At 68.2% G+C, this 14134-nt stretch carries 11 protein-coding genes, 1 rRNA gene, 1 pseudogene and 1 riboswitch; of the genes and pseudogenes, 1 reads left to right on the top strand and 12 read right to left on the bottom strand.

Annotated features, from left to right (window positions below; all coding sequences use genetic code 11):
* Window positions 1-7 precede the first annotated feature (7 nt).
* Window positions 8-2893 carry an aminomethyl-transferring glycine dehydrogenase gene (gene gcvP, locus ACZ7NC_RS38205; RefSeq protein ID WP_471495531.1) on the bottom strand — a complete coding sequence of 962 codons (2886 nt, stop codon included), beginning with the start codon at window positions 2891-2893 and terminating at the stop codon, window positions 8-10.
* A 176-nt stretch (window positions 2894-3069) separates the two neighbouring features.
* A riboswitch (glycine riboswitch) is annotated at window positions 3070-3165 on the bottom strand.
* A gap of 114 nt (window positions 3166-3279) precedes the next feature.
* Here gcvP and ACZ7NC_RS38200 point away from each other — a divergent pair.
* A complete protein-coding gene (locus tag ACZ7NC_RS38200) occupies window positions 3280-3687 on the top strand; it encodes a PRC-barrel domain-containing protein (protein WP_471495528.1) in 408 nt (135 codons plus the stop codon).
* A 114-nt stretch (window positions 3688-3801) separates the two neighbouring features.
* On the opposite strand, the pseudogene ACZ7NC_RS38195 reads toward ACZ7NC_RS38200, so the two are convergent.
* From ACZ7NC_RS38195 to rrf, 11 genes and pseudogenes are all read right to left on the bottom strand, one after another.
* Window positions 3802-5148, bottom strand: a pseudogene (locus tag ACZ7NC_RS38195) (DNA polymerase IV); the annotation flags it as partial.
* A gap of 146 nt (window positions 5149-5294) precedes the next feature.
* Entirely contained in the window at window positions 5295-5939 is a 645-nt protein-coding gene (locus ACZ7NC_RS38190) for a MerR family transcriptional regulator (RefSeq protein ID WP_471495526.1), read from the bottom strand.
* Between the two features lie 265 nt (window positions 5940-6204).
* A complete protein-coding gene (locus ACZ7NC_RS38185; RefSeq protein ID WP_004002801.1) occupies window positions 6205-6678 on the bottom strand; it encodes a bifunctional nuclease family protein in 474 nt (157 codons plus the stop codon).
* 86 nt (window positions 6679-6764) lie between these two features.
* A complete protein-coding gene (gene ftsR / locus ACZ7NC_RS38180) occupies window positions 6765-7502 on the bottom strand; it encodes a transcriptional regulator FtsR (RefSeq protein WP_471495524.1) in 738 nt (245 codons plus the stop codon).
* 41 nt (window positions 7503-7543) lie between these two features.
* A complete protein-coding gene (locus ACZ7NC_RS38175; RefSeq protein WP_471495522.1) occupies window positions 7544-8449 on the bottom strand; it encodes an FHA domain-containing protein in 906 nt (301 codons plus the stop codon).
* Between the two features lie 61 nt (window positions 8450-8510).
* Window positions 8511-9365 (bottom strand): DUF881 domain-containing protein, encoded by an 855-nt coding sequence (locus ACZ7NC_RS38170; RefSeq protein WP_471495520.1) that lies wholly within the window; start codon window positions 9363-9365, stop codon window positions 8511-8513.
* A 5-nt stretch (window positions 9366-9370) separates the two neighbouring features.
* On the bottom strand, window positions 9371-9703 hold the full coding sequence (locus tag ACZ7NC_RS38165) for a small basic family protein (RefSeq protein WP_003988855.1): 333 nt from the start codon (window positions 9701-9703) through the stop codon (window positions 9371-9373).
* Entirely contained in the window at window positions 9700-10602 is a 903-nt protein-coding gene (locus ACZ7NC_RS38160) for a DUF881 domain-containing protein (protein WP_471495518.1), read from the bottom strand. The genes ACZ7NC_RS38165 and ACZ7NC_RS38160 overlap by 4 nt, the downstream gene beginning before the upstream one ends.
* A gap of 108 nt (window positions 10603-10710) precedes the next feature.
* On the bottom strand, window positions 10711-13206 hold the full coding sequence (locus ACZ7NC_RS38155) for a sugar phosphate nucleotidyltransferase (protein WP_471495516.1): 2496 nt from the start codon (window positions 13204-13206) through the stop codon (window positions 10711-10713).
* Between the two features lie 115 nt (window positions 13207-13321).
* Window positions 13322-13930 (bottom strand): CDP-alcohol phosphatidyltransferase family protein, encoded by a 609-nt coding sequence (locus ACZ7NC_RS38150; protein ID WP_471495514.1) that lies wholly within the window; start codon window positions 13928-13930, stop codon window positions 13322-13324.
* Window positions 13931-14039: 109 nt separating this feature from the next.
* Window positions 14040-14134, bottom strand: a 5S ribosomal RNA gene (gene rrf / locus ACZ7NC_RS38145); the annotation flags it as partial.

Here is a 14134-nt window from a genome sequence, read left to right as displayed (position 1 = left end):
CTGATTCTCAGTCCTCGTAGGCGTCCAACGGCGGGCAGGAGCACACCAGGTTCCGGTCGCCGAAGGCCTGGTCGATACGGCGCACCGGCGGCCAGTACTTCTCGGCGGCCGACACCCCGGCCGGGAACACGGCCTCCTCACGGCTGTACGCGTGCTCCCACTCCCCGCCGAGCGCACCGGCGGTGTGCGGGGCGTTCCGCAGCGGGTTGTCGTCGGCGGGCCACTGATCCGACCCGACCTTCTCGATCTCCGCACGGATGGCGATCATCGCGTCGCAGAACCGGTCGATCTCGGTCAGGTCCTCGGACTCGGTCGGCTCGATCATCAGCGTCCCGGCCACCGGGAACGACATCGTCGGCGCATGGAAGCCGTAGTCGATGAGCCGCTTGGCCACGTCGTCGACGCTCACCCCGGTCGCCTTGGTCAGCGGCCGCAGATCGATGATGCACTCGTGCGCGACGAGCCCGCCGGGCCCGGTGTAGAGCACGGGGTAGTGCGGCTCCAGCCGCTTGGCGATGTAGTTGGCGGACAGCACGGCCACCTGCGTGGCCCGCTTCAGCCCCTCGCCGCCCATGAGGCGGACGTATGCCCAGGAGATGGGCAGGATCCCCGCGGAGCCCCACGGCGCGGCCGAGATCGGGCCGACGCCCGTCTCCGGCCCGGCGGCGGGCTGCAGCGGGTGGTTGGGCAGGTACGGCGCCAGGTGCGCACGCACACCGACCGGGCCGACGCCCGGACCGCCACCGCCGTGCGGGATGCAGAAGGTCTTGTGCAGGTTCAGGTGGGAGACGTCACCGCCGAAGTGGCCCGGCTTGGCAAGCCCCACCAGCGCGTTGAGGTTCGCGCCGTCGACGTACACCTGCCCGCCGGCCTCGTGCACCTGCGCGCAGATGTCGGCGACGTGCTCCTCGAACACACCGTGCGTCGACGGGTACGTGATCATCAGCACCGACAGCTCGTCGCGGTACTGCTCGATCTTCGCCCGCAGGTCCTCGACGTCGATCTCGCCGTCCTCGGCGGTCTTCACGACGACGACCTTCATGCCGGCCATCACGGCGCTCGCGGCGTTCGTGCCGTGCGCGGAGGACGGGATCAGGCACACGGTCCGCTGCTCGTCACCGTTGGCCCGATGGTACCCGCGCACAGCGAGCAGCCCGGCCAGCTCACCCTGCGACCCGGCGTTCGGCTGGAGCGACACCTTGTCGTAGCCGGTGACCTCGGCGAGACGTTCCTCCAGCTCGCGGATGAGCGTCAGATAGCCCTGCGCCTGCTCGGCGGGCGCGAAGGGGTGCAGCTGCCCGAACTCCGGCCAGGTGACCGGCTCCATCTCGGTCGTGGCGTTGAGCTTCATCGTGCAGGAGCCCAGCGGGATCATGCCGCGGTCGAGCGCGTAGTCACGGTCGGCGAGCCGGCGCAGATAGCGCAGCATCGCCGTCTCGGAGCGGTGCTGGTGGAAGACGGGGTGCGTGAGGTAGTCGTCACTGCGCAGCAGGCCGCCCGGAAGGGTGTCCTCGGTCGCCGCGTCCAGCGCCTCGATGTCCCCCTCGACCCCGAACGCCGTCCATACGGCGCCCAGTTGGGCCCGCGCGGTGGTCTCGTCGCAGGCGATGGAGACGTGGTCGGCGTCGACGAGGCGCAGGTTGACGCCGTTGTCCCGGGCGGCGGCGACGATCTCGGCGGCCTTCGCGGGCACCCGCACGGTCAGCGTGTCGAAGTAGGAGCCGTGCACGACCTCGACGCCCCCGGCCGTGAGCCCCGCGGCGAGGATCGTGGCGTACCGATGGGTCCGCCGCGCGATGCCCTTGAGCCCCTCGGGCCCGTGGTAGACGGCGTACATCCCGGCCATCACGGCGAGCAGCACCTGAGCGGTACAGATGTTGCTGGTCGCCTTCTCCCGCCGGATGTGCTGCTCACGCGTCTGCAGCGCCAGCCGGTACGCCTTGTTCCCGTCGGCGTCCACGGACACGCCCACCAGCCGCCCCGGCAGGCTGCGCGCGAACTTCTCGTGTACGGCCATGTATCCGGCGTGCGGTCCGCCGAAGCCCATCGGCACACCGAACCGCTGCGTCGTCCCGACCGCGATGTCCGCCCCGAGCTCACCGGGCGACTTCAGCAGGGTGAGCGCGAGCAGATCGGCGGCGACGGTGACGAGGGCACCGAGCTCGTGGGCCTGGTCGATGACGGACTTGATGTCGCGTACGACACCGGAGGCGCCCGGGTACTGGACCAGTACGCCGTTGATCTCACGCGAGGCGAGCTCGGCCGGGATGCCGTCGCTGAGGTCGGCGACCACGACCTCCACACCGGTCGGCTCGGCCCGGGTCTCGATCACGGCGATGGTCTGCGGAAGCACATCGGCGTCGACCAGGAAGAGCCCCTTCTTGTTCTTGCCCATGCGCCGGGACAGCGCCAATGCCTCGGCCGCCGCGGTCCCCTCGTCGAGCAGCGAGGCACCGGAGGTCGGCAGCCCGGTGAGCTCGGCGACCATGGTCTGGAAGTTCAGCAGGGCTTCGAGCCGTCCCTGCGAGATCTCCGGCTGGTACGGCGTGTAGGCGGTGTACCAGGCCGGGTTCTCCATGACATTCCGCAGGATGACCGGCGGGGTGAAGGTGCCGTAGTAGCCGAGCCCGATCATCGGGTCCAGCACCTGGTTGCGGTCGGCGAGCGACCGCAGCTCGGCCAGCACCTCGGGCTCGGTACGCGCCCCCGGCAGATCGAGAGAGTCGGCGTTTTTGATCACGTCCGGCACCGCGGCGGCGGTGAGCTCGTCCAGCGAGCCGTACCCGACCTGGGCGAGCATCTTGGCCCGAGCCTCATGATCGGGACCGATATGACGCTGCTCGAAGGGAATACCCTGCTCGAGCTCGGAGAGCGGAATGCGATGGGCGGTCATTGCGGAGGCCTCCTGGTCTGACACGACCTTCGAGGGGCACCCTTGCGCGGGTACCCGGACGGCCTCCCCCTCTGTCATCTCAACCTGAGAGCTTCACCGGGTCACCCAAGGGCGCCCGGCTTTCACCGTCGGTGAGAGCGGAAGCCGTCGGCACCCGCCCTGCTTTCCAGAGTGACCTCGTCCGTGCGGTACGTGGGCCTGAGAGATTCCGGGGAGGATTTGCTCCTTCGGCGCCTCCGATGGTGTCCGGAGGACTCTCCCGCACGGGGTCAGCAGCCGTTTGCAAGCCTACCAGCGAGGTCAACGCACGCCCCTTCGAGTGGCCGCACTTCCCAATGTGCCTTTTCGTAGTGCTTACGGATGAGTTGCGACCAAGTGGAGGGCCCGTGCAGACCGACATCGATCCGCGCAATCTGATCGGCCGCAAGGCCTTCGACCGCAACGGCACCAAGATCGGCACGATCGACGAGGTCTATCTCGACGACGCCACCGGAGTGCCGGAATGGGCGGCGATACGCACGGGCCTGTTCTCCCGGGACGCCTTCGTCCCCCTGGAGCCCAGCGAACTGGTGGAAGGCACCCTCCACGTCCCCTTCGACCGCACCCTGATCAAGGACGCCCCCGACTTCGGGGTAGGCCGCCACCTCTCTCCGGAACAAGAACTCCAGCTCTACCATCACTACGGCTTGGACGTCGCCGCCCCGCCCCCGCCTCCCGACCGGGACTTCGGCAACTTGGCAGGCACGGAGGGCCCCGACAACAACGGCCCCAGGGCCCCGCATCCGCATCCCTGACCGCGGCCGGCCGCCGCCCTACCCAGACCCAGGCATCACAGGCGACTCCCCCGCCCCCAGACCCCCATCAGCACCAGCTTTCCCATCAGCCCCGGACTCCCCGCTTACCCCACCCTTTCCGGCCCTGCCCTCCACCAACGGCAGCGGCTCCGCCACCTCCAGCCCCGGATCATCGACCCGAAACGTCCGCACCCGCCCCGGCTCCGATCCAGGCGTCTCGAACCGCACGGTCACCCGCCCGAGCCCGCTCCCCTGCACCCACCCGTGCCCGAACTCGACGTGCCGCACATCGTGCCCCGCATGCCACCGCCGCTCGGTCACGCCCTCGGCCCGCCGGGCCACCGCAACCTCTTCCTCACCGTCCTCCGCCGTCTCTTCCACCCGCACCCCCGCAGCCTGCGCGAACAGGTCCTCCTGCGTGTAGTCGGCCAGCCCGCTCACCCCGACCCCCAGCAGCCGCACGCCACCCGTCGTGTCCACGGAGTCCAGCAGCCGCGCGGCGGCCTCCCGCACCACGGCAGGATCATCCGTGGGCCCACGCAAGGTCTCGGACCGGGTCAAGGTCGAGAAGTCGTAGCGCCGCACCTTCAGCACGATCGTCCGCCCGGACAACCCGGCCCCGCGCAGCCGCCGCACACAGCGATCGGCCAGCCGCTGCACCTCCAGCCCCACCCGCACCCGATCGTGGATGTCCACGTCGTACGTGTCCTCGACCGACACCGACTTGGTCTCCCGCTCGGCCACCACAGGCCGCTCGTCGTGCGCCAGAGCCATCGCGTACAGGGCATGTCCGTGCGCCTTCCCCAGCAGTCGCACGAGCTCGTCCTCACCCGCCTCGGCGATCTCCTCCACCGTATGGATCCCGGCCCGCCGCAGATGGTCCCCGGTGGCCGGCCCCACCCCGGGCAGGGTCCGCACCGACATCGGCCCGAGCATCGCCCGCTCGGTCCCCGGCTCGATCACCACCAGCCCATCGGGCTTGGCCTGCTCAGAGGCGATCTTCGCGAGCATCTTGGACGCGGCCAGCCCCACCGATCCCGCCAGCCCGGTGACGGCCCGTATGTCGCCGCGCAGCTTCGTCCCCACCAGCCGCGCCGACGCCTCGTCCCAGGCCGTTTCCCCGGCCTCCAGATCCACGAACGCCTCGTCCAGGCTCAACGGCTCCACCAGCGGCGACAGCTCACGCAGCAGCGCCATCACCTGCTCACTGACGTCGCGGTAGATCCCGAAGCGCGGCACGAGGTACGCGGCGTTCGGCGCCAGCCTTCGCGCCTGCGCCATGGGCATCGCCGAGTGAACCCCGAAGACCCGGGCCTCGTAGGAAGCGGTGGCGACGACTCCACGCGGACCGAGACCACCCACGATCACGGCTTTCCCGCGCAGGCTCGGCTTGGATGCCTGCTCCACCGAGGCGTAGAAGGCATCCATGTCGAGATGCAGGATCGTGGGCGCGTTTCTCACACCTCTGATGCTGCCTCACACCACTGACAATGCCCTGACCAACAGCACCCTGACCGACGATGCCCGGCCATGTCCGCCAAGGGGCCGTCGGCCGCCCTGTCCCGCCCGATCACCACGAGGCGCCTCGGCGAAGCCCGCCCAGGGCCTCAGACCGCCCGGTTACGCCGCCGAGCCAGCTCGTCCGTCGGGTTGTGGCCGACGAGGGTCTCCCCGGTGTCGATCCGCTCCCCGTGCAACTGCGACAGCGCGCTCTCCACGTCCCGCCACACCACACCCACGGCGATCCCGAAGATCCCCTGCCCACCCTGGAGCAGCGCGTGCACCTCGTCGGGCGAGGTGCACTCGTACACCGTCGCACCGTCACTCATCAGCGTCATACGCTCAAGATCACGAAAGCCCCGCTCCCGCAGATGCTGCACGGCGGTACGGATGTTCTGGAGCGACACACCGGTGTCGAGGAAGCGCTTGACGATCTTCAGGACGACGACATCCCGGAAGCTGTACAGCCGCTGCGTCCCCGACCCGTAAGCGGGCCGCACGCTCGGCTCGACGAGGCCGGTGCGCGCCCAGTAGTCCAGTTGCCGGTACGTGATGCCTGCGGCCGCGCAGGCCGTCGGACCGCGATAGCCGATCTCCTCGGTCGCCATGGACGCCGCCCCTCCACCGCTGCTCGGCACGGCCGTCGGTCGCTGAGAAGCGTGATCCGCGCTGCCGTGAAGCGGGTACGGGCCGCTCGCCCCGAGACTGCGCTCGGGAGCACCCCCAGCCGTACCGTCGCCGCTGCTTCTCACGCCGACCTCCGTCCTTGACCTGCCTTCTCGACGGTAGGCAGTCACCCGGGGTGCGTCAACGATCGCCACACTCGGCACGCCGAGTGATAATCACCCTAGGAGTGGTTTCCCGCACCCCACCGCGGGGAAAGGCTAGCCGAATGCGCTCGGGACAGGCCGCAGGACGCTCTCGCTCGCCGTTGGCAAATGCCGGCATTTGAGCCGTAACCGACTGTGGGCCGCGCCATCACGGACCGCGAGTCCGCCCGGCACCGCCCACGCCGCCTCACTGACTGCTGGTGCCGAAGTCCTCCGGCGAGATCTGGTCGAGGAACTCGCGGAACTTCTCCACCTCGTCCTCCTGCTCGTCCGGGATCGCGATGCCGGCGTCGTCGAGCACTCCGTCGCTGCCGTAGATCGGCGTTCCGGTGCGCAGGGCCAGCGCTATGGCATCGGACGGGCGGGCGCTCACCTCGACGCCGCTGGCGAAGACCAGCTCCGCATAGAAGACGCCCTCACGCAGGTCCGTGATGCGTACTTCGGTGAGCTCCTGGCCGACGGCCTCCAGCACGTCCTTGAACAGGTCGTGGGTCAGCGGTCGCGCGGGGGCCATGCCCTGCTGGGCGAAGGCGATCGCCGTCGCCTCCCCCGGCCCGATCCAGATGGGGAGGTAACGGTCGCCTCCCACTTCGCGCAGGAGCACGATCGGTTGGTTGGAGGGCATTTCGACCCGGACACCTACGACATCGAGCTCGTTCACACAGCAACCCTAGGCCGTGCTCGGGACGTTTGGGTAGTCGGGCCGGGAACGGGTGGCCGATCCGGTCTCCCCGGGGCCTGCCCCGCTCAGGGCAGCCGCACTCCGAGGGCCGTCTGCACCAGCGCGGCGTGCAGCTTCACCGTGAGCCCCGCCAGCTCCTTGGCACGGGCCTCGGCATGAGCCCTGGTCTGCGGATTGCGGTGCCGCCTCAGCGGCGCGACGACCTGGTCCACGAGCCCGGCCTCGCGGTCGGCGGCGCCCTTCATCACCCGAAGATGCCTTGGCTCGATCCCGAACCGCCCCAGCTCGGCCACGAGCGAGGCCACCGTGACCGCCTCCGCGTCGTACGCCCCGTCCGGCAGCGGGCTGATCAGGCCGTACGACTCCCACTCCACGAGTTCCCGCTCAGCGATCTCGGCCGCGGCGAGCAGCTCGGCCCGCCCGATCCGGGCCGCTGTGGGTCCCTCCATGGGCTCCAGGACCGTTTCGCCGTCCCGCTGGCGGCACAGAGCCGGCAGCGGTGCCGCCTCGCCGCGCTCCATGGCGTCCAGGTGCTCCCGGATCACCTTGAGCGGCAGATAGTGGTCCCGCTGCATCCGCAGGACGTGACCGAGCCGCTCGACGTCCTGCGCGCTGAATTTGCGATACCCCGAGGGGGTCCGCTGCGGGTCGACCAGGCCCTCCGACTCCAGGAAGCGGATCTTGGAGATGGTGATGTCAGGGAACTCTTCGCGGAGCACGTTCAGCACCGTGCCGATGCTCATCAGCCGACCGTCCGTGGCGGCGGTGCCGTGACGGGCACCGCCGCTCGGTGTTTTCAGCATGGACCTTCCCTGGGTCTCCCCGGACGGGCTCCGGGGGAGGGTCAGTAGCCCCGCTGGCTCGCGTAGAAGACCAGCCGGTACTTGCCGATCTGCACCTCGTCACCGTTGTTCAGCGCGACCTGGTCGATCCGCTCGCGGTTGACGTACGTGCCGTTCAGGCTGCCGACGTCGGCCACCGTGAACGAGCCGTCCTGAGCGCGACGGAACTCCACGTGCCGGCGCGAGACCGTCACGTCGTCCAGGAAGATGTCGCTCTGCGGATGGCGACCGGCGGTGGTCAGATCACCGTCCAGGAGGAACCGGCTGCCCGAGTTCGGCCCGCGGCGCACGACCAGGAGCGCGGAGCCCAGCGGCAGCGCGTCGACGGCCGCCTGTGCCTCGGGCGACAGCGCCGGGATCGGCGTCTGACCGGTGGCCTCGGCGTCGTAGGCCTCAAGACCGGAGATGGAGATCGTGGAGGTCGTCTCGGACGGACGCTCGGGCGCGGCGCCGCCTCGCAGCGGGGCGCCGCAGTTGGAACAGAAGCGGCTGTTCTCCGCGTTGCGGTTACCGCACCTCGTACACACCAGGGCCGACATCGGGGAAAACCCTCCACCCGTACTTGAGGTTGACGGTTGCCCGAAACCTATGCCGCCGGACTGGGCAGGGTCAACTGACGGCGCGCCCTGACCTCCGGAAATGTCGCCGCCCGGTCCAGCCACCTGGTCCCTGAACAGCGGGCGCTGGCCCTCATCGTCCCCCTGTGCGCGGTGACGAGCGGTCGCGTTGTCGCTACCCTCTCGCGCGCTCTTGCCGAACAACTTCGCAAACAACTTCACGGGCGATTCCCCTTGACCGAAACAGACCCGCCCGTGGGGCAGGACGAACCCTGACTGCACTCTCTGACCGACCCGGACATCTTCACAACGTCCGTCTCCACCAGACAGTTTCCACCACGCACCACCCATTCGGTGCGCCGACCCCCCGCAACCTCATGCCCTCCCCGGACGTCCCCCATGCACCCCCGGTTCACTGCGAGGACGACCGAGCGTAGTCAGGCCGCTTCGCCGCTCGCAAGGCGTCCACGACGATCTTGTCCGACCGCTCGATCGTCACGGTGGCCTGCTCCTTCTCCAGGGTCTGCACCACGCCTCCAGGGATGTTGAGCGCCGGTTCGAGGTCCTGCGGTTTGCCGATGACCTTGAAACGATAGGGCGCGTTGATCTTGTTCCCGTCGACGCTCACGCTGTTGCCGGAATCCGTCAGGTACGTGCCCGCGACGACGCGTACGCCGTTCACCTGGATCGCTTCCGCGCCGGCGGCGCGCAGCTCCTGGATCGCGTCGAGCAGCATGTCCGCCTCGACCGTGCCCTTCGTGTCGTCGATGGTCATCGTGATGCCAGGTCCCTGCGCGGCCACGGTGCCCGCCAGAATGCCGAGTTGCCTCTCCTTCTCGACCGTCTGCCTACGGGCCTCCTCGGCCTGGTTCGAACTGTTCTCCAGCTCGTCGCGCTGCTTCTCGAGACCTTGCTTCTCGTCCTCTAGACGCTGAGTACGGTCGTCCAGTTCATCGAGGATGCGAACGAGATCTTCCTGACGTGCGCCGCGCAGGGCGCTGTCGCTGTCGCTGTTCGAAGCGACCTGGACGGCCAGCCCGAATCCGAGGCCGAACAGCAGCAGGGCGACGATGAGTTGGGCCCGGGTGACGCGCGGCGGCCACAGCCCCTGTGCGAGCCGCTGCCGCCCGGTCAGCCCGGCCTCCGGCCGCTCCTCGGACGTGTCCGTGCTCTCTGGGGCGTCCACGGTCTCGGCCGCGTCCGCCGGAACCTCGTCGGGCAGCTGCTTGCGCAGCCTGTTCTCCGTGGTCTCGTCGTGATTGCTCATCGGCCTCACGCCCTGAACACGTGCCGGCGAATCGCCGCGGCGTTCGAGAAGATCCGGATGCCGAGCACGACGACGACGCCCGTGGACAGCTGGGCGCCCACGCCCAACTTGTCGCCCAGGAACACGATCAGCGCGGCCACGACCACGTTGGACAGGAACGACACGACAAAGACCTTGTCGTCGAAGATGCCGTCGAGCATGGCCCGCAGACCTCCGAAGACTGCGTCCAGAGCCGCCACGACGGCGATCGGCAGATAAGGCTCGACGACCGCCGGAACCTCAGGCCGGACCAACAGTCCGGCCACGACTCCCACGACGAGGCCCAGTACGGCGATCACGATGTGCCCTTCTCGGTTTGCTCGGTGTTCGGCTGTGCTGTACGTACGATCACGCTCGGTGCGGCCGGCAGGCGGAGGTCTTCCTGCACGGAGATGCTGGTCCGGATGCCGAAGTTCTCCTGCAAGGCGTGCAGGTAAAGCCCGTCGGCGCTGTCCTGGAACCTGGTGCTCAGCCGCTCACCGTCCCCCACCGCGAGCACCGTGTACGGCGGAACCAGCGGCTTGTTGTCGACCAGTATCGCGTCACCCGCGGCCCTGATCGCCGACAGGGCTGTCAGTCGCTGTCCGTTGATCGAGATGGCTTCGGCGCCCGACTCCCACAGCCCGTTGACCACACGCTGCATGTCACGGTCGCGAACCCGCCCGGTGTCGGAGAATCCCGTTGCCCCCCGTGGATCGGTGCCGCCCTCCGTGCTGGCTTCCTTGGAGTCGTTCACGACCAGCTTCACGCCAGGCCCGTGAACCTCGACAGCGCCCGCAAGAATGCCCACGAGCTCCGCCTGGTCGCCACCCGTCGACTTCAGGGCCTCGCGCTGCCGTGCGCTCACGTCGGCCCGCAGATCGTCGACGCTCTCCTCCAGCTTGTCCGCCACCGCCGTCTCCCGGTCGATGCGGTCGATCAGCTCCTCGCGCTCCTTGGCCACGACGGGGGCCGCCACACGCGCCTGCGCCGCTCCCACGGTCACCACGAGCGCCGCGAGCACCAGCCCGGCGGCAAGCCCCAGCTTCGCCCTGAGCGTCTTGGGCATGCCCCCGCCGCCCGCCGCTTTCTTACGGGTGGCCGCCTCGGCGTACCCGTCGTCGAGGCTGTGATCCATGACGTTGGTGAGCAGCGACATGGACGCGTCCGGGCGTGAAGGGGGCGTAGGTGTGCTCCGAACGGGGGGCTGCTGCGGCATGCCGCACATCGTCGCACGTCGCGACCAGTACCTCCGAATGGCCCCACCGGCGTGCCGGACAGGCCCCGTTCGGGGAGACCTGTCCGGCACGCGCGTGTGCTGCTTGCGTCAGCGGCCGGCGCTGTCCACAACCGCCGCCCACTCGTCGAGCAGGGCCTGCGCGGACGCGTCGTCCGGTCCCTCGGCCCAAAGGTGCGTGACCGCCTCGGCCGGGTCCGGCAGCACCATCACCCAGCGACCGTCGGTCTCCACGACCCGCACGCCGTCCGTCGTGTCGACAAAACGATCTCCGGCCTCCTCGACGACCCGGCGCATGACCAGTCCCTTGACGGCCCAGGGGGTCGCAAGATCCCGCTTGATGACATGCGCCCGCGGAATGCGCGCGTCGATCTGGCTGAGCGTGAGCTGCGTCCGAGCCACCAGCCCGATCAGCCGTACGAAGGCCGCCGTACCGTCGAAGACACTGCTGAACTCCGGGATGATGAACCCGCCCCTGCCATCACCGCCGAAGATCGTCGTCTCGTCGCGACCGACCCGGGTCAGGTCATCCGGCGAGGTGGTCGTCCACTCCACCTGCGTCCCGTGATACGCCGCCACCTGCTCGGCGATGCGCGTGGTGGTCACCGGCAGCGCCACCCGCCCGCTGCGCCGCTCAGCGGCCACGAGGTCGAGCATCACCAGCAGGGCCCGGTCGTCCTCGACGATCCGCCCCTTCTCGTCGACCAGCGACAGCCGCTCGCCGACCGGGTCGAACCGCACACCGAACGCGGCCCGCGCGGAAGCCACGATCTCTCCCAGCCGCACAAGCCCCGACCGCCGCGTATCCGCCGACTCCGTGGGCCTGGACTCATCGAGACCGGGGTTGATGGTCAGCGAGTCCACACCGAGCTTGCCGAGCAGACTGGGCAGCACGAGACCCGCACTACCGTTCGACGCATCCACAACGACCTTCAGCCCGGACTCCGAGATCCCGGTCGTGTCGACATTCCGCAGCAACGACCCGGTGTACGAGTCGAAGACACTCGCCGGAAAATGCAGGTCCCCGATCTCTCCCGGGAACGCACGCCGGTACTCCTGACGCGCGAAGACCCGGTCCAGCTTCCGCTGACTGGCCTGCGACAGGTCGGCGCCCTGTCCGTCGAAGAACATGATGTCGACGGAATCCGGCACCCCGGGCGTAGTCCGGATCATGATCCCGCCGGCACTGCCCCGAGCGGTCTGCTGCCGGGCCACGGGCAGCGGTACGTTCTCCAGATCCCGTACGTCGATGGCGCTGGCCTGGAGAGCGGAGATCACAGCACGTTTCAGCGCACGGGCACCACGGGAGTGGTCGCGGGCCGTGGTGACGGTGGAGCCCTTCTTCAAGGTCGTCGCATAGGCGCCCGCGAGACGCACAGCGAGTTCCGGCGTGATCTCCACGTTCAGGATTCCGGAGACGCCACGGGCACCGAAGAGATGCGCCTGGCCCCTCGACTCCCAGATCACCGAGGTGTTGACGAAGGCGCCGGCCTCGATGGTCTTGAACGGATAGACCCGCACATTGCCCTGAACGATCGATTCCTCACCGATCAGGCACTCATCACCGATGACCGCGCCGTCCTCGATCCGGGCCGCACGCATGATGTCGGTGTTCTTTCCGACGACACAGCCACGCAGATTGCTGTGCTGCCCGACGTACACGTTGTCGTGCACGACGGCCCTGTGCAGGAAGGCCCCGCTCTTCACGACGACGTTCGAACCGACGACCGTGTGTTCCCGGATTTCCGTACCGGCCTCGACCTTGGCGTAGTCCCCGATGTACAGCGGCCCGCGGAGAACGGCGTCGGGATGTACCTCGGCGCCTTCCGCCACCCACACACCCGGAGAGATCTCGAAGCCGTCGAGCTCGACGTCGACCTTGCCCTCCAGGACGTCGGCCTGCGCCTTCACATAGCTCTCATGAGTGCCGACGTCCTCCCAGTAGCCTTCCGCGATGTACCCATAGATCGGCTTGCCTTCCTTCATCAACTGCGGGAAGACATCGCCGGACCAGTCCACGGGAACATCGGGCTCGACATAGTCGAAGACCTCGGGCTCCATGACATAGATGCCGGTGTTCACGGTGTCCGAGAAAACCTGACCCCAGGTCGGCTTCTCGAGGAAGCGCTCGACCTTGCCTTCCTCATCGACAATCGTGATGCCGAATTCCAGCGGATTGGGCACACGCGTCAGACAGACGGTGACGAGCGATCCTTTTTCCTTGTGGAAGTTGATCAGCTCGGTGAGGTCGAAGTCGGTCAGGGCATCGCCGGAGATGACGAGGAAGGCGTCGTCCTTCAACGCCTCTTCGGCGTTCTTGACGCTTCCGGCGGTACCGAGGGGCTTCTCCTCGTTGGCATAGGTGAGCTCCATTCCGAGCTCTTCACCGTCACCGAAGTAGTTCTTGACCAGCGAAGCCAGGAACTGAACGGTCACGACGGTCTCATTCAGCCCATGCCTTTTGAGCAGCCGCAGAACGTGCTCCATGATCGGCCGGTTGACCACCGGCAGGAGCGGCTTGGGCATGCTTGAGGTCATGGGGCGAAGGCGTGTGCCTTCGCCTCCGGCCATCACAACGGCCTTCATGTCGGAAGCGTCCTCCTCGAAGAGACGACGGTCTAGCCGACTTCACCCATCCAGATTGTCCCGCACTTTTCCGCCGCGGGCCATCGAGGCGCTAGGCCCGATTCAATCGGCGGGTTCACTCGGCCGTGGCGTCCGCACGAACCAGGCGGCGGACTTGTACCACGTAGAGGACTCCTGCCCACCAGTACAGCGTTGTACCCCATCCGGCGAACGCCCATCCGAAAATAGCAGCGAGTGACGGGATCCATCCACTTCCGTCACTGAGCAGCAGCAACGGGAAGGCATACATCAGGTTGAACGTAGCCGCCTTCCCAAGGAAGTTCACCTGCGGCGGCGGATAGCCATGGCGCCTCAGGATGCCGACCATCACCAGCAGAACCAGCTCTCGCGCCAGAAGTGCAGCGGTCAACCAGATCGGCAGAATCTCGCGCCATGTGAGCCCGACCAAAGTCGAGAGAATGTAGAGCCGGTCGGCCGCCGGATCGAGAAGCCGGCCGAGGCTGCTGACCTGGTTCCAACGCCGCGCGAGCTTGCCGTCCAGGTAGTCACTGACGCCGCTCAGGGCCAGCACCAGAAGGGCCCAGCCATCACTCTTCGGCCCACCGAACTCAGGCCTGAGGATCAGCCACAGGAACAGCGGCACGCCGAGAAGGCGCGCCATGCTGAGGATGTTGGGGATGGTGAGCACTCGATCCGTCTGGACGCGAGTCTCCTGGACCTCCACCCGGGGGCCTCCTGTGGGAAACGTACCTACGATGCCCCCTGACCCTACCTCAACTCAAAAAAGCTCTGGCCCTCGGGCGGTATGCCCAAGAGCCAGAGCTCTAAAAGGAGTTCGGCGGTGTCCTACTCTCCCACAGGGTCCCCCCTGCAGTACCATCGGCGCTGTAAGGCTTAGCTTCCGGGTTCGGAATGTAACCGGGCGTTT

This window comes from Streptomyces sp. NPDC111802 (genome assembly GCF_055634335.1).
The sequence above is the reverse complement of the archived record's forward strand: the minus strand, read 5'-3'. Positions and strand labels throughout refer to the sequence as shown.

Coding starts and splice junctions, on each gene's coding strand:
- gcvP (WP_471495531.1), bottom strand. CDS start 2,893: ATGACCGCCCATCGCATTCCGCTCTCCGAGCTCGAGCAGGGTATTCCC.
- ftsR (WP_471495524.1), bottom strand. CDS start 7,502: ATGCTGAAAACACCGAGCGGCGGTGCCCGTCACGGCACCGCCGCCACG.
- ACZ7NC_RS38175 (WP_471495522.1), bottom strand. CDS start 8,449: ATGGGTGGTGCGTGGTGGAAACTGTCTGGTGGAGACGGACGTTGTGAA.
- ACZ7NC_RS38170 (WP_471495520.1), bottom strand. CDS start 9,365: ATGAGCAATCACGACGAGACCACGGAGAACAGGCTGCGCAAGCAGCTG.
- ACZ7NC_RS38160 (WP_471495518.1), bottom strand. CDS start 10,602: ATGCCGCAGCAGCCCCCCGTTCGGAGCACACCTACGCCCCCTTCACGC.
- ACZ7NC_RS38155 (WP_471495516.1), bottom strand. CDS start 13,206: ATGAAGGCCGTTGTGATGGCCGGAGGCGAAGGCACACGCCTTCGCCCC.